The organism is Methylobacterium sp. BTF04 (assembly GCF_010692745.1).
GTDB lineage: Bacteria > Pseudomonadota > Alphaproteobacteria > Rhizobiales > Beijerinckiaceae > Methylobacterium.
Genome location: NZ_JAAHTB010000025.1, coordinates 46,298 through 63,813 on the forward strand (window position 1 = coordinate 46,298; position 17,516 = coordinate 63,813).

General features: G+C 68.1%; 16 protein-coding genes and 1 tRNA gene. 3 read left to right on the forward strand and 14 right to left on the reverse strand.

Going from position 1 to position 17,516, the window contains the following annotated elements:
* Positions 1-130: 130 nt before the first annotated feature.
* Positions 131-1,753: an ABC-F family ATP-binding cassette domain-containing protein gene (locus G3T14_RS15340; protein ID WP_163643413.1), complete on the reverse strand. Its 1,623-nt coding sequence runs from the start codon at positions 1,751-1,753 to the stop codon at positions 131-133.
* A gap of 351 nt (positions 1,754-2,104) precedes the next feature.
* Here G3T14_RS15340 and G3T14_RS15345 point away from each other — a divergent pair, with 351 nt between their 5' ends.
* The gene (locus tag G3T14_RS15345) at positions 2,105-3,583 is read left to right on the forward strand and encodes an FAD-dependent monooxygenase (RefSeq protein ID WP_163643414.1); all 1,479 of its coding nucleotides are present in this window, start codon (positions 2,105-2,107) and stop codon (positions 3,581-3,583) included.
* A 313-nt stretch (positions 3,584-3,896) separates the two neighbouring features.
* Positions 3,897-3,973 (forward strand) — tRNA-Pro (locus G3T14_RS15350).
* Between the two features lie 118 nt (positions 3,974-4,091).
* On the opposite strand, the gene G3T14_RS15355 is transcribed toward G3T14_RS15350, so the two are convergent.
* The 12 genes from G3T14_RS15355 to G3T14_RS15410 form a co-directional block, all read right to left on the reverse strand.
* Positions 4,092-5,549, reverse strand: a complete 1,458-nt coding sequence (locus tag G3T14_RS15355; RefSeq protein ID WP_163643415.1) for a hypothetical protein — start codon at positions 5,547-5,549, stop codon at positions 4,092-4,094.
* A gap of 436 nt (positions 5,550-5,985) precedes the next feature.
* Positions 5,986-6,522 carry a hypothetical protein gene (locus tag G3T14_RS15360; RefSeq protein ID WP_163643416.1) on the reverse strand — a complete coding sequence of 179 codons (537 nt, stop codon included), beginning with the start codon at positions 6,520-6,522 and terminating at the stop codon, positions 5,986-5,988.
* A 16-nt stretch (positions 6,523-6,538) separates the two neighbouring features.
* Positions 6,539-7,207, reverse strand: a complete 669-nt coding sequence (locus G3T14_RS15365; RefSeq protein WP_246733364.1) for a ParB/RepB/Spo0J family partition protein — start codon at positions 7,205-7,207, stop codon at positions 6,539-6,541.
* A complete protein-coding gene (locus G3T14_RS15370) occupies positions 7,204-8,274 on the reverse strand; it encodes a phosphoadenosine phosphosulfate reductase family protein (protein WP_163643417.1) in 1,071 nt (356 codons plus the stop codon). Before G3T14_RS15370 ends, G3T14_RS15365 begins: the two co-directional genes overlap by 4 nt.
* Positions 8,264-9,313: a hypothetical protein gene (locus tag G3T14_RS15375; RefSeq protein WP_163643418.1), complete on the reverse strand. Its 1,050-nt coding sequence runs from the start codon at positions 9,311-9,313 to the stop codon at positions 8,264-8,266. Before G3T14_RS15375 ends, G3T14_RS15370 begins: the two co-directional genes overlap by 11 nt.
* Positions 9,313-9,744 (reverse strand): GNAT family N-acetyltransferase, encoded by a 432-nt coding sequence (locus G3T14_RS15380; RefSeq protein WP_163643419.1) that lies wholly within the window; start codon positions 9,742-9,744, stop codon positions 9,313-9,315. The genes G3T14_RS15375 and G3T14_RS15380 overlap by 1 nt, the downstream gene beginning before the upstream one ends.
* A gap of 80 nt (positions 9,745-9,824) precedes the next feature.
* Entirely contained in the window at positions 9,825-10,289 is a 465-nt protein-coding gene (locus G3T14_RS15385) for a hypothetical protein (RefSeq protein WP_163643420.1), read from the reverse strand.
* Positions 10,290-10,299: 10 nt separating this feature from the next.
* Positions 10,300-11,691 (reverse strand): DEAD/DEAH box helicase, encoded by a 1,392-nt coding sequence (locus G3T14_RS15390; protein ID WP_204262881.1) that lies wholly within the window; start codon positions 11,689-11,691, stop codon positions 10,300-10,302.
* A 4-nt stretch (positions 11,692-11,695) separates the two neighbouring features.
* Positions 11,696-12,931, reverse strand: coding sequence for a hypothetical protein (locus G3T14_RS15395; RefSeq protein ID WP_204262882.1), 1,236 nt, complete (start codon positions 12,929-12,931; stop codon positions 11,696-11,698).
* A gap of 92 nt (positions 12,932-13,023) precedes the next feature.
* Entirely contained in the window at positions 13,024-13,983 is a 960-nt protein-coding gene (locus tag G3T14_RS15400) for a hypothetical protein (protein WP_163643422.1), read from the reverse strand.
* Positions 13,984-14,043: 60 nt separating this feature from the next.
* A complete protein-coding gene (locus G3T14_RS15405; protein ID WP_163643423.1) occupies positions 14,044-14,388 on the reverse strand; it encodes a hypothetical protein in 345 nt (114 codons plus the stop codon).
* Positions 14,389-14,442: 54 nt separating this feature from the next.
* Positions 14,443-15,585, reverse strand: coding sequence for a hypothetical protein (locus tag G3T14_RS15410; RefSeq protein WP_163643424.1), 1,143 nt, complete (start codon positions 15,583-15,585; stop codon positions 14,443-14,445).
* 465 nt (positions 15,586-16,050) lie between these two features.
* Here G3T14_RS15410 and G3T14_RS15415 point away from each other — a divergent pair, with 465 nt between their 5' ends.
* A complete protein-coding gene (locus tag G3T14_RS15415) occupies positions 16,051-16,845 on the forward strand; it encodes a hypothetical protein (protein ID WP_163643425.1) in 795 nt (264 codons plus the stop codon).
* 30 nt (positions 16,846-16,875) lie between these two features.
* Here the strand turns inward: G3T14_RS15415 and G3T14_RS15420 are convergent, their stop codons facing one another.
* A complete protein-coding gene (locus tag G3T14_RS15420) occupies positions 16,876-17,076 on the reverse strand; it encodes a hypothetical protein (RefSeq protein ID WP_163643426.1) in 201 nt (66 codons plus the stop codon).
* Positions 17,077-17,516 lie beyond the last annotated feature (440 nt).

The window sequence follows — 17,516 nt, forward strand, 5'->3', positions numbered from 1 at the left end:
CTCTTCCCAATTTGTCTGTTTCGGCACCCTCGAAGGATGGGGTTGAACCGCAACGGATGGCCGCTGCGGTCACGCGTCAGGCGAGCAAAGCCATCGATCGATGGCCTCGCGTGCTCCGACTGCGAGCCGGTCAGGTCCGCAGGCCGGGCGCCTCCTGCCCGGTGCGCGCCACGTATTCGGTGTAGCCGCCGCCATATTGGTGAATGCCGTCGGGGGTGAGCTCGAGCACGCGGTTGGACAGGGCGGCCAGGAAGTGCCGGTCGTGGCTGACGAACAACATGGTGCCCTCGTAGTTCGACAGCGCCGTGATCAGCATCTCCTTCGTGCCCATGTCGAGGTGGTTGGTCGGCTCGTCGAGCACCAGGAAGTTGGGCGGGTCGAACAGCATCCTGGCCATCACCAGACGGGCCTTCTCGCCGCCCGACAGCACCCGGCAGCGCTTTTCCACGTCGTCGCCTGAAAACCCGAAGCAGCCGGCCAGCGCCCGCAGCGAACCCTGCCCGGCCTGGGGGAAGGAATCCTCCAGGGACTGGAACACGGTGCGCTCGCCGTCGAGCAGGTCCATGGCGTGCTGCGCGAAATAGCCTAGCTTCACGCTGCCGCCGATCGCCACTGTGCCGTCATCGGGCTTCGCCGATCCGGTCACGAGCTTCAGCAGCGTCGACTTGCCGGCGCCGTTGATGCCCATCACGCACCAGCGCTCCTTGCGCCGCACCGAGAAATCGAGCCCCTCGTAGATGCTGCGGCTGCCGAAGCGCTTGTGCACGTTCTTCAGCATGACGACGTCGTCGCCCGAACGGGGTGCGGGCTGGAACTCGAACGTGACCGATTGCCGGCGCTTGGGCGGCTCCACCCGCTCGATCTTGTCGAGCTTCTTCACCCGGCTCTGCACCTGGGCGGCGTGGCTCGCGCGCGCTTTGAAGCGCTCGATGAACTTGATCTCCTTGGCGAGCATCGCCTGCTGGCGCTCGAACTGGGCCTGTTGCTGCGTCTCGTTCAGCGCGCGCTGCTGCTCGTAGAAGCCGTAATCGCCCGAGAAAGTCGTCAGCTGGCCGCCGTCGATCTCAACCACCTTGGTGACGATCCGGTTCATGAACTCGCGGTCGTGCGAGGTCATCAGGAGCGCACCCTCGTAGCCCTTGAGGAAGGCTTCCAGCCAGATCAGGCTTTCGAGATCGAGGTGGTTGCTCGGCTCGTCGAGCAGCATTACGTCCGGGTTCATCAGGAGAATGCGGGCGAGTGCAACGCGCATCTTCCAGCCCCCCGACAGCTTGCCGACGTCGCCGTCCATCATCTCCTGGCTGAAGCTGAGGCCAGCGAGAACCTCGTAGGCCCGGCCTTCGAGGGCGTAGCCGTCGAGTTCCTCGAAGCGGGCCTGCACCTCGCCGTAGCGCTCGATCAGCGCCTCCATCTCGTCCGCCCGGTCGGGATCGGCGAGGCCCAATTCCAGCTGCTTCAGTTCCGCGCCCACCGTACTCACGGGGCCGGCCCCGTCCATCACCGCGGAGACGACGCTGCAGCCTGCCATCTCGCCGACATCCTGGCTGAAATAGCCGATGGTGATGCCCCGATCGGAGGCGACCTGACCTTCGTCCGGCTCCTCCTCGCCGGTGATCATCCGGAACAGGGTGGTCTTGCCGGCGCCGTTGGGGCCCACGAGCCCGACCTTCTCCCCCTTCTGGAGAGCGGCGGACGCCTCGATGAAGACGATCTGCCGGCCGTTCTGCTTGCCGATCTTTTCGAGGCGAATCATGCGTCCACGGGAGCTGGAAAACGGGGGCCGGGAAAGGCCCTGCGCCCTTACGTCATGCGGCGCACCAGCGGAAGGGCAGTCCCGCTGTCGATCCTCGGCGCCGGCCCCTCACGTCCGGCGGCATCGCGCCTTCGGAGCTACGGCCGTCGCTCCCCCGATGCTTTTCGCGGCCCGACGCTGCACAAGCGACGTCGAGCGACTATCCCGCGTCTTCGGCCGATGAGCATTGATTCGACAACGATCCGCAATTCAGGATGACCGGAAACCGTGTCATAAATCTCCATGAATATTGACACATTCTTTGACCGGACATCCTACTATGCCGACAGTCGCTGATCTCCGGAGGCGCCCATGAACCCTCAGGTCCTCGTCTGCGGTGCAGGCCCGGTGGGTCTGACGATGGCGGCAGAACTGGCGCGCTACGGCGTCGGCATCCGAATCATCGATCGGGCGGCGCAGCGGACGGACAAATCGAAGGCGCTGGTCCTCTGGAGCCGCACCCTCGAACTGCTCGATCGCTCCGGCTGCAGCGGCGCTTTCGTCGCGGCCGGGCATCGGGTCGAGGCCGCCAACCTGATCGCGGGGGACCGGCGCGTCGGGCATGTCAGCCTGGCGGCCATCGATAGCCCGTACCCGTACGCGCTCATGCTGCCGCAATCGGAAACCGAGCGCCTGCTCGAAGCGCATCTCGCCAGCCTCGGAATCCGCGTGGAACGAGAGGTCGAACTGGCCGGCTTCACCGACAACGGCGAAGGCGTCACGGCGAACCTGACTCGGGCGGACGAATCGGCCGAGACCCTGACCGTCGATTGGCTGATCGGCTGCGACGGCGCCCACAGTACGGTGCGCCATACGCTCGGTCTGCCTTTCGGCGGCGAGACGCTGCGCAGCGACTGGATCCTGGCCGACGTGCATGTCACCGGGATGAAGACGCCATTCGACGAACTCGTGATCTACTTCCACGAGGACGGCGTGCTGGTGCTGTTTCCGATCACGCCGGGGCGTTACCGGATCATCGCCGATGTCGGCCGGTCCGAAGGGCTGGCGCCCGCCGATCCGACGCTGGATGCGGTCCAGAGAATCGTCGACCGGCGCGGCCCCGATGGCCTGCATCTCTCCGACCCGATCTGGCTGTCCGCTTTCCGGATCAACGAACGCAAGGTCGAGACCTATCGCGCGGGGCGGGTGTTCGTGGCCGGCGACGCGGCCCACGTCCACAGCCCGGCCGGCGGACAGGGCATGAATACCGGCATGCAGGACGCCTTCAACCTCGCCTGGAAACTGGCGCTGATCTGCCGGGGCACGGTGGCGGGCGACCGGCTGCTCGACAGCTACGGCGTGGAACGCAGCACCGTCGGGGCTCAGGTGCTTACTGCCGCGAGCCGTATGACGGCGCTCGCGGTGATCAAGAACCCCGCCGCCCAGGCGGTCCGGAACTGGATCGGCGGCCTGCTGTTCGGCCTCAGCCCGGTCCGTCGCACCATGGCCAACACCCTGTCGGAGATCTCCATCGGCTACCCGCACAGCCCGCTCACAGGGCCAGGTCTCCACGGGCTCGACGGCCCGGCACCTGGCGAGCGTGTGCGTCCCATACCGGATCAAGCCCCCATCGGAGAGGGTGCGATGCCGCGCTTTGCGCTGTTTGGCCGTCCCGATCCGGCGATCGACGACCTGCTGCGGGAGCATGGCGACCTGCTGGAGCCGGACCTCCGGCCACCACTGGCGGACGACAGTCTGTGGCTCGTCCGACCGGATGGCTACGTGGCATGCGTAGCCACCGACGCCGATGTCGGACGTATCGACGACTACTTGAAGGCCCTATCGCGGTAGGGCAGGGTCGTCTGTATCGACACCAGCCTGCGCTCCGAGACGATGCGGTTCGCCCGGCTCGTGGATACGATCGGAGGTGCCGCATCGATGCCCGCTCGGCCGCATGCCAGCGCGTTGGAGTATCGCGGATCCGAAGAAACCTGACGCGGGAGCGGAGGTGCACCGCTGCTGGAAAGTTCGCGCGCCACCAAAATCTATCCATTGGCAAAATCGATCCCTTGGCAAAATCGATCCCTTGGAATGCGACGCGCCGCTTGCGGTGCCCGACCGGGCTCGCTATACGTCCGCTCGCCGGTGCAACCCGCCGGCACGTCGGAGTGTAGCGCAGTCTGGTAGCGCACCACGTTCGGGACGTGGGGGTCGCAGGTTCAAATCCTGCCACTCCGACCAAATTTCCCTAGGGGAAACGGTCTTCCCGGCTCAGAGAGCATCTGCCCGGCCACAGGTTCGGCCACAGGTTCGGCCACAGGTTGGTGCAGATGCGCGCAACCGCTTAACCGCGAAACCCTTACGCAGCCCGCTTCCGACCCCGCCCGCCAAGGGCCGCCCGCGCGCCCTCCATATGCGCCGCGGAATGGTGTCCGTACCGGCGCTCGATCATCTCGACGGTCATGCCGACGTAGCCGGCGAGTTCCCAGATATCGACGCCGGCCTGCATGCCCCACGTCACGGCCGTGTGCCGGAGCGAGTGCCGGACGACGTCATCGCCGAAGCCGAGGTCGTGGCACAGGTTCGCGAAGGATCGCTTCGTCGATCCCACCGGCTTGCCGTTCCACTCGACGACGTACGTCTGGCCGAGGACGTGGCGCCAGCGCCAGAGGTGGGCGACGAGGCTGTCCGGCATCCGGACCGTCGGGGCCTTCTTGTTCTCCTTCTCCTTGGTACCGAGTGCCTTGCGGTGGAATATTGCCACCCGCTTCACGACCGGGACCTCTATCCGGCGCTCGTACTCGACACCGTCGACCACGACCCGCTCGACCCGTTCCTCGATGGACTTCTCGGTCTTGAGCTCCATCCAGGGCTTGCCGGGGACCTTCTCGAATGACGCGTTGCAGATGGGGCCGGAGCGCGTTCCGGTGCGCAGGCCCACGATGACGAATCGGGCCAGATGCTTGCCGACGCGGCGGCCGACGACGCGCTCGCCCTTGCGGGGGCCGGCGTGCACGGTTTGCACCTCCCGCTTGCGCCAGGCGCCGAGCAGGATCCGGGCGGCCTCGGTCGGGAGGAGCCAGCGGTCCCGTTCCTCGCCCTTGGCCGGCAGGGTGACCCTAACGGCGTCGCGCGTCAGACCGTCGTCGATCGCGTCGTTGATGGCGGCGCGCAGGTCCTCAAGCTCGCGCCGGGCCCCGCCCTCGGAGACGACCCGGGCCTTCGCCGGCTTGCTGTGGCCACGGCGCAGCGGCTTGCCGTCGCCCACGCGTGGCTCGCCGTCCCGGCCGAGCCCGGCCCGGGCATGCGCCTTCCACGGCGTTCCGACGCGCGAGGTGACGTACGCGGCGCAGGTGGCGCTATCGACCTCGTCGAGGGTGCGGGTCCCCCACCAGTCCAGAAGCGTGGAGATCCGCTGCGCGAGCTCGTGATGCCTGGCGACGCCGCCCTTCACCTCGCCGGTCGCGGGATCGATGCGCCCCTTCTTGGCGTCGCGATACCGGTCGAGGACCTCGGCCACCAGGACCTCGCTGGCCGGCCGATTCTTTCGGGCGCCGGCGGTCTCGTCCGGGGCGATGACGGCCAGCCCGGCGGTGTAGTCGGTCAGGGCCTGGAGCGCGCCGCGTTCCTCGTCCTTGCCCGCACCGCAGCCAGTGCTTCGAACCTGCTTGCCCTTGTGGACGATCCACCAGACGCCGCCTCGCTCGATGCCGTCGGTGTCGACGCGGCCTGGGCGCCACCAGAGGTAGGGGAGACCGCGGCCTTGCTTGCCGAGGGACTTGGGCTTGGCCGCTCGGGGCTTGCGGGGCTGTGGCATCGCTCTCTCCATTCGCGCAGCTGGCGGCGCGTCACCTCGATGCACCGGCCGCGCCGGTGGTGGCCGAGCTCGCCCCGGCGGATCGCGCCCCGGAGATCGTCCACCGAAAACGTCGGGAATCCCATCAGCCCCGACCGGAGCTCCGGCGCCCACGCGGCGGTTTCGAGCCCCATCGGCTCGTCGTCGCCGGCGATCTCGGCGAGCGACATCCGGCCGTCGCTCGCCTGGCGGGCGACGTCGGTGGACAGCAGGATTTCGTAGGTCGGCTTCGCGCTCATCGGGAGACGCTGACGCATTCCGTGGCCGGTTCCAATAGCGCCGCAGGTCGACGGATAACGCGTTCGCGTCCGGCCGTCGCGGAGTCCGAGTGCGCAGGGCTCGTCCTCAAACAACGAAGGCCCCGGGGATGCCGGGGCCTCGATGGATCGGTGTGGGCTTATGACGTTGGCTCCCCCTTCTGACTTGCCTCGATGCCCATGTGTTCGTCGAAGTCCCCGAAGAAGATTTCGAGAGCGTTGGCCACGTAGCGGTGAACGAGCTTTTCGTTCGGGAACCGAGCCGCGTACCGGGCGATGCTAAGGAGCATGCCCGCGAGCTCCTCGCGGTCGTCGGCGCTCGCCACGTAGGCGATGATCTGCAGGACGCGTGGGGGCAGCAGGTAGCTAGCTACCCGGTCGCGCTGCGTCGTTCGGCGGTTGAGCCGGAAGATCTCGCCGATGGACGAGTTCCAGCTGTGCCCCCATAGGGAGTGGCAGGTCTCGTCGAGGGATTCGTAGACGAGTGGCCCAAGCGCTTCGCGGTCGAGCAGGACGGCCTCGTCGGCTTCGGCGCCGAGCGAGAACAGCCGACGCTTGCCGTCGATGGCCAGCGCCTGCCAGTCGTCCTCGCCGTCGCGCACGATGCCGATCGGCACGAGCCCGAGGGCTTTCCAGTCGCGGTCGCCGTCCGGGAACTGCGGGTGATCCCTGTGCATGATCCTGACCTCCATCTCAGGCGTCCATCTCGATGGTGTCGTCGGCCGGGGCGGCCTCGCCGTCGATGGCAACCCACGACCGGCTGAAGGGCTGGTTCGCGAACAGGGCGGCGAGGCCGGTCTGCGCCTTGAGCCGGATGAGCTCGTCGGCCGAGAGGCCGAGTTGACGGGCGATGGCCTGGTCCGACTGGCCAAGGTTGACGAGCTTCACGACCATCTCGCTCATGAGGTCCACCTGGTGCTTGCCGCGGGCGCGGTTGTGACGGATCGTCGAGGCCATGCGCTCGGCGATGGGCTTGTCGATCCCTACGACCGGCAGGTACCCGTGGACCCGCTCGCGGACGTCGGCCTTCTCCTTGCCGACCCGGTGCCGGTGGAAGCCGTCGACGACGATGCTGGTGTCGCCGGCGGGGAACGTCACGATGGGCTGGGTGTAGCCGTCCTCTTTGATCGAGCGGTGCAGCAGCGCCATCTCGGGCGAGGCGACCTTGTTCGAATTGTACTCGTTGGCCACGACGGTGTCGTTCGGCACCCACGTCACCAGGTCCACCGGCTCGGACCGGAACGGGGACACCGCGTGGAGGGCGCGCCGGGCCGCGTTGAGGGCCTCGACCTTCTCGGCGAGGGGCAGAGCCTCGATCTCGACGGCGAGGGCGGCGGCGAGGGCTTCGATGCGGTTCATCATAGGATCTCCATCCACTTGGCGAGTGAGGCGCGCGGGTCCTTGACCGTGGTGTCGATGGGCAAATTGCCCTCGTGGTCGTTCAGCAGGAGCGCCCGGCACTGCGAGCGGGCCACGTTCTCCGCCTCGGGCTGCCGGGCGAATCGGGTGCGGAATTTCCCGACGTCGATCGGCAGGGTCTGCAGGAGGAAGTCCCGGTAGGCCGTCCACGTCGGGTAGGCCTTGGGCCTCTTGAGGGTCTGGTAGACGGACTGCTCGCCGGCGTAGAGCGCCGCCGCATGCACGCCCTTGAGGCGGCGCTGCAGGGCCTCGAACGTGTCGTGCTCGAACTCCTGCAGGGTAGAGAGGCTGTGGAAGGCCTGCTCGTGGATGAGGTTCGAGACCCGGAGCTCCTGGATCCAGTGGCCCTTGGCCCACATCCAGTCGTAGGCCCGGTTGTAGGGGACGCCGTTCTTCCCGAGGTAGGTCCAGATGTCCTCGAAGGTGAAATCGTAGAGCGGGTAGAGCTTGACCGCCGGCCCCTTGGTCCTGGACGACCAGTTGATGCCGGGCACGGCCGGGTTCTTGGTGACCGCCCGGTAGCGGTTGAGGGCCTCCTCGGCGCGCAGGCCGACGAGGAAGGCGGTGTCGGCGTCGAAGCGGGCCTCCCACCACTCGAAGAACGCGTGGAACCGGTCGGGCGCGCCCGGCAGGTCGTGGATCGAGTGGGCCTCCTTGGGCCGCATCCACTCCGCGCCCGGCTCCCACGCGTGAAGCCAGGCCTCCTCGTAGGACGTCGCGTTCGTCATCCGCAGGGGGACCTGCATCCAGACGGGCATGACGCCCGGGAGCGCCATGAGGTGGCGAACGTGCTCGACGGTTGCCCCGTACTCGGCCTCCTGGTCGAGGAAGAACGCGAACACGGTCGTGCCCCGGCGCAGGGCCTCCTTGCGGGCGGCGTCGAGCAGGACGGTGCTGTCCTTGCCCCCGGAGACCGAGACGACGACCTTGCCGTAGGTGTCGAAGATCCAGGCCATGCGCTCGGCGAGGGCCACGTCGACGGTCTTGTTGACGTACAGCTTACGCGCCATGGCGGGCCTCCAGCAGTGCGGTGGTGACGGCGTCTATGGCGCCGGTCTCGCGGCCCCAGCGGTCGTGGAGTAAGGCGTCTACGCGGGTGTCGCCCCGGACGAGGGTGGCGGTGCTGTCCCTGCGCATGCCCGCCTCGACATCGAGGGCGAGGTAGCTTTTCACGATCGGCGCCTCGGCATAGACGACGTGATCGAACTCCCCGAGGTCGCGGCGCTCCACCGCCAGGGCGAAGGACGTCGCCACGGCGGCCGCCCCCGCCTTCGCCAGGGCCTTGCCGAGGCGGTCCGCATAGGACCCGAGGTTCGTCAGGACCAGGGAACGCCCGGGCAGGCCCCGGACGTGGGCGACGATGGCGGCCGTCCGGGACCGGAAGGCATGGGCATGGTCGGCGAGGCGGGTGACGATCTTCAGCGGGTTCGTGTGCTCGGCGAACAGCGCCGCCTTCTTGGCCGCGTATCCGACCTGCTCGCCGTCGTCGGATTTGACCGCGAGAACGGACCGATCCCGTAGGATCGTCGCGCCGTCGCAGGTCGTGACCGTCGCCAGCTTGCGGGCGATGGCGGCGGGGTCGTGGGACGACACCGGGTCGCCGTCCAGCCCCTCCTCCAGGTTGCCCTCGCGGAAGGCGTACCAGTGCGCGAACCCGAGGATGGCGCGGTCGAGGTAGCTGTAGGGCGTGTAGACGTACTCGATCCCGAGCGTGAACGGCACGATGTCGGCGGTCATGCGGTGGCCGACCTGCTTGGACAGGCGCTGCAGGTTGACGAACTTGGTCGAAGTAATCTTGGGGTAGCGGGACACGCACTCCATCAGCAGCGCCGTCCCGGGGCCGACCATGGCGTTGAGCGTCAGCCAGGTGTCGCGGTCGTCCATGCGCTCGAACGGCACGACCAACGCGCGGTCGCGCAGGTCCTCGGCCCGCCAGGCGGACGCCTCGGGGCAGACGTAGATCGCCTGGCGGGCGCCGGAGGCCGCGAGGAATCCCTCGACGGCCCGGCGCCGGGATCCGGCGTCGGGGGACAGGTGGGCGGCGATCATCAGGCGGTCGCCTTCTCGGCCTTGCGCTCCAGGACGACGTAGGAGCCGCGCTTGGCGACCTGCTTCATGCCCTTGTCGACGTAGAGGCTGGCCGACGTCGGGGCGCAGACCGCGCGAATGACCCGGGCGCCCTCGACCATCGCGAGGCGCTTCTCGACGAGAGCCTCGGCGATGCCTGCGCAGCGGTACTTGGGGACGACGTACAGGGAGCAGAGCTCGGACACGCCGTTGGCGTGCGGGACGATGCCGGCGAACCCGAGGACACGACCGTCGATGTCCTTGGCCAGGATCCAGGTCTTGGTCGGAAGGTCCTTCAGGTAGGGGAGCTCGCGCCGGACGGCACCGTCCATGAAGAACGGACCGATCTCCGCATAGAAATCCCGGCCGCGCGCACTAGGAGTGACCACGTCCATGAAGATTTTGATTGCCATTTTCGCCTCCGTGCCGGGCGGCCCATGCCAGCCCCCGCGACGTCCCTAACTATGGGACACGAAATGGTTAACGTCAAGCTTTAATGTGCGTTTGAGCGGTCCTGCCACGCAAATACGAGGCAACGCTGGTAATCGCCGACCCAAGCCGCGGTCTCCATCGATGCGATGGGGTCCGACATCTGCAGTTCCACGGTGCACCAGGGCACGGAGGGACGCTTAGGCTTGGGCCAAATCGTCGGTCCCTGGCTGACCTCGCGCCATATCGCGCCGGCGCAGATGTCGTCTGGCGCGTAGCCGAAGGTCACCACCTTGATGTCGCGGTTGGCGTCACTGGTGTGCACCGAGGCGAGAAAGCCCTTGCCGACGGATCGCAGGCGGACATGGCTTCCCGGAAAGTTCGGAACTTCGGCTCGACCGTGGGCGAGCAGCGAGGCGAGATGCTCCTGCATCGGCATCCTCGCCGGTTCGAGATACCTGCCGGGGTCCTGGACCACGCTGTGACCGGTGATCCATGTCAAATGCGTGAACGGGCGAAGCGCGGGCATGAGGTGCCTTTCACAATGTCTGGATGAGCGCGCGAAGCTTTTCCCGCATGCCCTTCTTCCGGCATGCGTCGAGCTCCTGTCGAAAGCTTGCGAGGGTGGCGCCCTTCGATTGAACGGCAGCGATGATGCGGCGGTCGATGCCGCAGTCCACGGCGACATCGATGTACGTGCACGGCCGCTCCTGCCCGATTCGGTGGATGCGATCCTCGGCCTGGGCGCGCTCGCTGTACTTGAAGCCCGTCGAGTAGAACGCGGCGAAGCTCGCCTCTGTCAGCGTCAGGCCGTGGCCGCCGGACTGCTGCGTGGCGACGAGGAACCGGGCCTCCCTGCGCCAGGCATCGACCTCGCGGCCGCGGGTGCGCTCGTCGAGGCCGCCATGGAACTCCCGGCACGAATCGGTGCCGTAGGCCGCCCTAAGCGCGTCCGAAACGTGGTCGAGGCCCTGCCGGTATTTCGTCCAGACGATGACCTTCTCGCCCTCGGGGATCCGCTCAAGGACATGGAGAAGCCCGGCGATGCGGTTGTGACGAATCGGTGCGCCCTTATGGAAGCCGCACGCGATGGCCTGGAGCCTGCTGAACAGCCGGAAGATCGCGATGTGCGGGCTGTCGTAGGTCGCCTCGCCTTCGAGGACGTCCATCTTGGCCTCATCGGCTGCGTCCCGCTGCTCGGCCGAGGCCGGGACCCAGTGATCTTCGTAGAGCTTCTCCGGGAGCGTCAGGCACTCGGACTTCCGGATCTGGTAGACGTACGGCGCGATCTTGGCGGCGAGGTAGCCGGTGTTGTGCGAGCGCACGATGCGCCCCGTCGGCTTGCCGGTCCGGCGATCCGTATCGTATTCCAAGTGACTGTTGGCGAAGCTCCAGAACGAATTGTAGCCGAGGATCTTTGGGCTGAGGAAAGTCATCTGCCCGTAGAGATCCACGACGCCCTGAGTGAACGGTGTCCCCGTCAACGCGGCCCGGTAGCGCGCCCGCCTCGACATGTCGGTGACGCGGCGGGTCCGGGAGGCGTGCGGCCCCTTGATGTACGTGCTCTCGTCGACGGCGACGAAGGTCCGCTCGTCGACGAGGGCGTTGAACGCCGCGATGACCCGTACGCTGGACGACAGGCTCTCGATCCCGACGACGTACCAGGGGCGGTCGAGCGGCAGCGTCCGTACGTCGGTGCGGTCGTCGAACACGAAGATGTCCTCGGCCTCGCAGGACGTGTGCTTGAGGATCTCGCGCCGCACGGTGTCCTTGATCGAGACCGGGCAGAACCAGACGACCCGGTCGATCTTGGCCCGCCGGCGTTCGGCGAGCTCGATGAGGATGCGCGACTTGCCGGTCCCCATCTCGGCGAACAGCCCCCCCACGCGGGAGGGCAGCAGCTTCGCGACGGCGTCCGCTTGGTGCGGCATGAGGTTAGTCGTGGTCGACCAGGTCACCGTCCACCTCCACGCTAGCGGGCACGCTCAGGGAAGTGGGTCTGGACCGGCGCGCCCCGGCCTTGACGGGCTCGGCCTTCGGGCGCGGCTTGGCATCGACGATGACGCCCTTCTCGCGCTGCGCCATGACATCGTCCATCCGTCCCTTGGCCCCGGGGGTGATGCGGAAGCCGTGCGCCTCGGCGAAGTCGAGGACCTCGTCGCGCGCGGTCGCGGGGAGGAGGCAGAGCTTGTCCCTGTACGTGGCCCCGGGCAGGCTGCGGAACGCCGAATAGAAGTCCTCGTCGCGGCCCCACGTGAGCCGGAGCTTGCCCTCGTACGTGCCGTTCGGGACGATGCTGACCCAGCGACGGTGCTCGGGCTCGTAGGACCGGTCGATGGCCTTGGCGCGGGCCTCGGGGTCGTGGAGGGCCACGACGATCCCTGCGGCGATAAGCTCGTGCGCGGTCTCCGCGAGACGGTCCACGGCCGTGCCCATCATAAGCGAGTTGTGCCTGCGCACCCACGCCGAGGCCGCGGGATCCCACAGGTAGCCAAGGGCCTTCACGGTGGCGTTGAACGCCTCGGACCGCTCGTCGTAGCGCGCGGTGAGGCGTCCTTCCCGGAAGGCGAGCTCGGCGATCGTCTCCGAGACGGGCTCCGCCGAACGCAGGGTCGCCTCGGCCATTGCATCCTGCGCGGCCGCGGCCTCGGCCTTGCCCTCGGGGGAGAGCGCACGTTCCTCGACAGCCCGCCGCTTGGCCACCGCCGAGATCATCTCGTTCGGCTCCTCCAGGCGACCGTCGATCCAGAAGCGTGCGTCGGTCTCGGCGCGGATGGCCTCCAGGGCATCGCGGACTGCCGGCTCGCCGATCTCGCGGACGACGAGGGCGAGTTCCAGGACGCTGCTCCTGAAGCCGCACGCGCCGCCGTCCGGGTAGGCCGAGCGGCCGTTTGCATACGTCACCGCCTCGGGGACGGCGACGTCGAGGATCGCCAGGATACGCTCCCGCAGGGTCGCGGCCCAGGTGACCTGCTTCTCGGATCCCTCCAGCGCCGGGAGCCCGGCGACCACGGCGCGCTCGACGGCGGCCCGGTTGTCACAGGCGCGGCACGTCCAGCCGCGCTCGACAAGTTTCTTGGCCCGGTAATCGGCGTCGCGCCGGTTCCGGCCGTCGACCTCCATGCATCCCCCGCAACCTTCGGTCGCGCACTCGATCCGCGTCGTCGCCATCGTTTAGGTCTTTCCTAGTAAGCCAGCGGCCCGTGCCTGCTTCTGTCCCCTACTATGGGACAGTTTCTGCGGGAGTCAAGGCCCTTTGTGGCCTAGATCGCCAGCGCTTGGAGGGCGGCCGCGTCCTCGTCCGGGATGTCTGGGGGCTTTTCGGCGGGCGTCACAGAGGCGTCGGCGGGCAGCACGGCGGGGTGAACCCGGGGCGCCGGGCCCATCAGGTCCTCAAGGGACCGGAGGACGCCCGGGCCGGTACCTCGCTCGATGCGCGTCAGCCGCGCGCGGATGATGCTCTCGGTGTCCGCGAGATGCCGCTTCCACGTCGCAAGATCGTCCCGGTTCATCATGAGGCGCTGGTGGGCGTCGGCGATCATGGGCGCGACCTGGGCGATCGTCCGCGTGTGGCAGATCTCGGGGAGGCGCTTCCGGATGCTGTGGTCGTCGCCGGCGACGAAGTTCGGGTTGACCTTCACCATCGCGGCCACGATGTCCGCGATCTCGGTGTCGGCCTTGTCCCGCGCCTTCCTGTCCCACGTCGCGATCGACTTGGCCCGCTTCCGCTCCCGGGCGTATTGGGCCGCCTGCGCCTCGGGTTCGAGACCGCGGACCCGGACGATCCTCCAGCGACACGTGGGATCGACGACGAACGAGGGCTCCGTCCTGACGCGACGCCACCGGGGCTGCCCGTCCGGACCGTCGACCTGCGCGACGAGCTCGAACCGCGCGCCCCAGTGCATCAAGCTCGCCGCGCCCACCCAATGGCCTAGGATCACGGTGCCCTTGGGGATCATGTTCCAGCTGTGGGCCAGCCACTTGCATCTCATGAGCTCGGCCCAGCGGGGGGCGAGCTCATGCGCACCGAGCGCTTCGTCGTTGCCGAAGATCGCCTGGATGTCGGTGTCGACGAAGAGCGGCCACCGGACGTCTCCCAACCAGTCTCGCTCGGACCAGGGCGTCGGGGCGACGAGGGCCGCCGTGAAGGCGGCCTCCTTGGCGGCTTGGGACACCTCAGCGTCGAAGGCCGCCTTCATGGCGGTGTGGGACGGATCGGACATGAGCTCTCTTTCAGGACTAGTTGACGGGACAGGCGGACGACCGCCGCCGCCGCGGGCTGTTCAGTCGTCGCCGTGCTCGGCATCCTCGTTCCCGTAGGCCATCCAGATATCGGCGACCTCTACCTCGCCGAGTTCCATGATCGAGGCCTTCAGGGCCGGGACCACTTCGAGGATCTGCAGGTCCGCCCTGGCGGCCTCCTGCTCCTCTCGGATCTGCGGCCACATGCCCTCATGGGTGCGGCTCAGGTCCCGGTCGCAGCGGGCGATGTTCTCGCGCAGCTTCTGGCCGACGTAAGCGGCGAGGCGGATGGCACGGTCCGCTGGGTCGACGAGGCCTGCCGCCACGGCTGCGGCATGGCTCTCGACGATGTGCCGGGGGTCGAAGGAATCGTTGGACTTGGACACGGCTGCTCCTGCTGGCGGAATAGGGAGGCGACGGATGCCGCCTCCGAAACGGGTTCAGGCGATCGAGGCGTCGACGTCGGCTCGGACCCAGGCGATCGCGTCATCGGGCGTGAGCGCCATGGTCCGGGAGAGCTCCACGGCCAACGCCAGGTCGGCCACGGTGAGGCGGGACTGGACCGGCGCCTGCACAACGACGGTGAGCGCACGGCTCGGCGCCGGCACCGGAGCGACGACCGCCCCGATCGTCGCCTCGTCGCCCATGGGGGACGCGACGACGTTCTCGACCGGATCGACCGCGGCCTGGGCAGCTGGAGGCCTCAGGCCGTTGGCGCCCCGCGGCCCGATCAGGCCGAGATTTCTAAGGTACGGATACACGGCCGCGTCCGTGACCCCCCAGCGTGCCGCCAGCGTCGCGACGCGGGGCGTCCGGGCGTATGCGGCCCTGATCTCAGCGTCGTCCGGGATCTTGCGGCGACGCCGCTTCGAGATTTCGTGCGGCTTACGCGGGGCCGGCTCGCCAGGGGGCACGACCGTGTCGGGGGCTACGAACCGCTCGCGCTCCGCCATCGACGGGAAGACGATTTCGACTGCCTCCCGATCGCAGGAGCCGAGGGCCTCCGCGAGCTCGCGCGACGGCCTGGGTAGCCTGTACCGGCCCGTCGTCGGCTGCGCCGGGACGAGGGCTAGAGCCGCCTTTAGCACTTCGTAGACGTTGCGTTCGCGATCGTACCGGGCCTCGATGCGGGCCACGGCCGCCTCGTCGCCACGGGCAGCGGCGTGGCCGTCAGCCGTCGCCATGGCCCTCGCCGCGGCCGAGCAACGCGGCCAGTCCAGGCCTCTCTCCTGGAAAATGGCCCTGAGCGAGTTGGCGGTCAGTCCTGCAGCCCGCTCGCTTGCAGAGAGAGAGCCGAAGACGAAGGCCGCCTCGACGGCGGCGGCCTCCTGCTCCGCGGACGACGATCGACGACGGCCGCCGCCGTTCGCGACGTCGCCACCGAGGATGCCGCGCCCGGTCCGCGCAATGGCGGCGAGCGTCCGCGGCTCCAGCCAGTGCCAGCGCGTCCGTGCCGCCTCGACGCCGCACTCCGCGAAAACCTTGGCGACGAGGACGGGATCCGGCGCCACGTAGATCCGCCGCGCGATGTCGGCGAGGTCTACGCGGCTGGACGTGAGCGGCCTGCGGACGCCGGCGCTCACGACCGTGCCTCCACGATCCGCGTCTCGCGGACGAGGCCCAGAGCGGAGAGCAGGCGCGGCCCCGGGGGGGCGCCGGCGGTGGAGGACGTCGCCGACGTACTGCGCCGACAACCCGGTCGCGTCCGCCCATGCCTTCGTCGTTCCCTCGGCTTCGACGGCCTCCCGGAGGCGGTCGATCGCCTCTCCTTCTGAAGTAACCCTGGGCTCGCTCATGGTATCCCCCGCGTTCGAATCGTCGCTGTCAGTCAGCGTACCAGCGGATGTGAGTCCCATGGAAGTCCGCGCAACCCCCTCGCGAGATTTATTATTTCCCCAACGGCATTCCCAACAAGCTGTTGGGGAAACTGTTGTGAATGCCGTCATTTTTGTTGGGGGCGTTTGTTTGGGAGCGGCCCTTGTATGCTGGTGGAATTGTGAGACCATGTGCCGACGCCGAACCGCTGATCGGCAACCCGGAGGCCCTCGATGACCCTGCATTTCGAGACCGACACCGCGATCCTGACGCGGCCCATCGAGCCGCCGCCGTTCTGCGATCTCGCTTGGCACAGTGCCGGCGGTGCGATCTTCACCGCCGATCCGACGCCGCTCTATGAAGCGGCAGTCACCCGCGCGATGGGCGGAATGGAGCGAACCGGGTTCGACCTGCGGGCCGATCGCGTGACGCTCGACCTCTCGCGATGCCGGGACATCGCGAAGCTTGAGAAGCAGTTCGAGATCTGGACGCGCGTCGCCCGGGCGGAGCTTGTCACGGAGGAGGAGCGCGCCGCCGCAAGGAGGCCTCTCGGCGACGAGGTGATCGCCGAGGTCCAGGAAGGCCTGTGCGCCCTGCTCGACGAGGTAGAATGGGCGTTCAACAAGCGCGTGGATATCGCCCGCGAGTTCGCCTACGCCCGGACGATGACGCGTCGGCAGTACGATTGGGCGCGCGACATCCTCTCGGGCGCACGGTCGGCCGTCGCCGCGGTCGACGCCCGTCTAGCGACGGAGGCCGGCGCCGACGCCATGGAGCGTGCGTATGATGTGGACGTCAGGGAGGCGTTGCATGCGGCCTGCAGGCATCTATCCGATCTCGACGAGGACAGGTGCCAGGAGGCCAACGGGCAGGGATGGGGCGCGGTGACCAGCGCCGCCGGCCATCGCCTCGCCGGCCTAGAATCCCTCACGGTTCTCCAGGCCGCGCACGCCTGGTCGATCGTCCATCCGCACCGGCGGCAGCTGCCCGACGATTTGCGGAAGCGCCTTTTCGGGAACGCTCTCTAACGCCACACTAACCCACCGGCGAACGAGCGTTCAGGCCGGCTCGAAGGTCACGACCGGCCGCATTCCTTGGGGGACGAGGATCGCCTCGACGCGATGGCCGACGCTCGCGGAGACGGCGCAGAGACGGTCCAGATCCCACCGCGCGATGTCGCCGGATCTCAGCGCCGTCCGGACTTTGGGGGAGACCATCCCGATGGCGTAGCGGGCGACGGACGGAACGCGTTCCTCCACGGCCTTGACCGCCGCGGGCGATGCCGCCTCAAGGGCCGGCAGGATCTGTGCGGCGATGCCGGCTCGGACGGTGGTGGCGGCCTCGCGCCCGGCGGCCGCATCATGCCGGGCAATGAGGTCGGTGCCCGTAGGGGTTTAGGCCAGCATAGATAGGAGGTCGCCAATCCTGCTGTTCCCGGCGAAGCGGGCAAACAGCGCGAGGCTGACGTCCACCATGCGCTTGGTCTTCAACACTACGATGGAGGTACTCATCCGGCGTGGACCGCGGCGGCCCTATTTCGGCGTGCTGCGGTGGACTTCGATGAGGTTACAGAGGCTCTCGAATCCGAAGGCTGAGAAGGCCATGGTTCCGTCCGGGTGCTGCGGATCGTAGACCCAGATCAGTCCGTCTTCGGGCTCCAGATCGGTAGCGATATCGGCGAGCCAGTCGGCATCTTCGC

Bases quoted from the DNA above. Each gene is read 5' to 3' on its own strand.
- G3T14_RS15360 (WP_163643416.1), bottom strand. From the start codon at position 6,522: ATGCACAGGGATCACCCGCAGTTCCCGGACGGCGACCGCGACTGGAAA.
- G3T14_RS15400 (WP_163643422.1), bottom strand. From the start codon at position 13,983: ATGTCCGATCCGTCCCACACCGCCATGAAGGCGGCCTTCGACGCTGAG.
- G3T14_RS15375 (WP_163643418.1), bottom strand. From the start codon at position 9,313: ATGATCGCCGCCCACCTGTCCCCCGACGCCGGATCCCGGCGCCGGGCC.
- G3T14_RS15345 (WP_163643414.1), top strand. From the start codon at position 2,105: ATGAACCCTCAGGTCCTCGTCTGCGGTGCAGGCCCGGTGGGTCTGACG.
- G3T14_RS15415 (WP_163643425.1), top strand. From the start codon at position 16,051: ATGACCCTGCATTTCGAGACCGACACCGCGATCCTGACGCGGCCCATC.
- G3T14_RS15395 (WP_204262882.1), bottom strand. From the start codon at position 12,931: ATGGCGACGACGCGGATCGAGTGCGCGACCGAAGGTTGCGGGGGATGC.
- G3T14_RS15355 (WP_163643415.1), bottom strand. From the start codon at position 5,549: ATGCCACAGCCCCGCAAGCCCCGAGCGGCCAAGCCCAAGTCCCTCGGC.
- G3T14_RS15390 (WP_204262881.1), bottom strand. From the start codon at position 11,691: ATGCCGCACCAAGCGGACGCCGTCGCGAAGCTGCTGCCCTCCCGCGTG.
- G3T14_RS15365 (WP_246733364.1), bottom strand. From the start codon at position 7,207: ATGATGAACCGCATCGAAGCCCTCGCCGCCGCCCTCGCCGTCGAGATC.
- G3T14_RS15340 (WP_163643413.1), bottom strand. From the start codon at position 1,753: ATGATTCGCCTCGAAAAGATCGGCAAGCAGAACGGCCGGCAGATCGTC.
- G3T14_RS15370 (WP_163643417.1), bottom strand. From the start codon at position 8,274: ATGGCGCGTAAGCTGTACGTCAACAAGACCGTCGACGTGGCCCTCGCC.
- G3T14_RS15385 (WP_163643420.1), bottom strand. From the start codon at position 10,289: ATGCCCGCGCTTCGCCCGTTCACGCATTTGACATGGATCACCGGTCAC.
- G3T14_RS15380 (WP_163643419.1), bottom strand. From the start codon at position 9,744: ATGGCAATCAAAATCTTCATGGACGTGGTCACTCCTAGTGCGCGCGGC.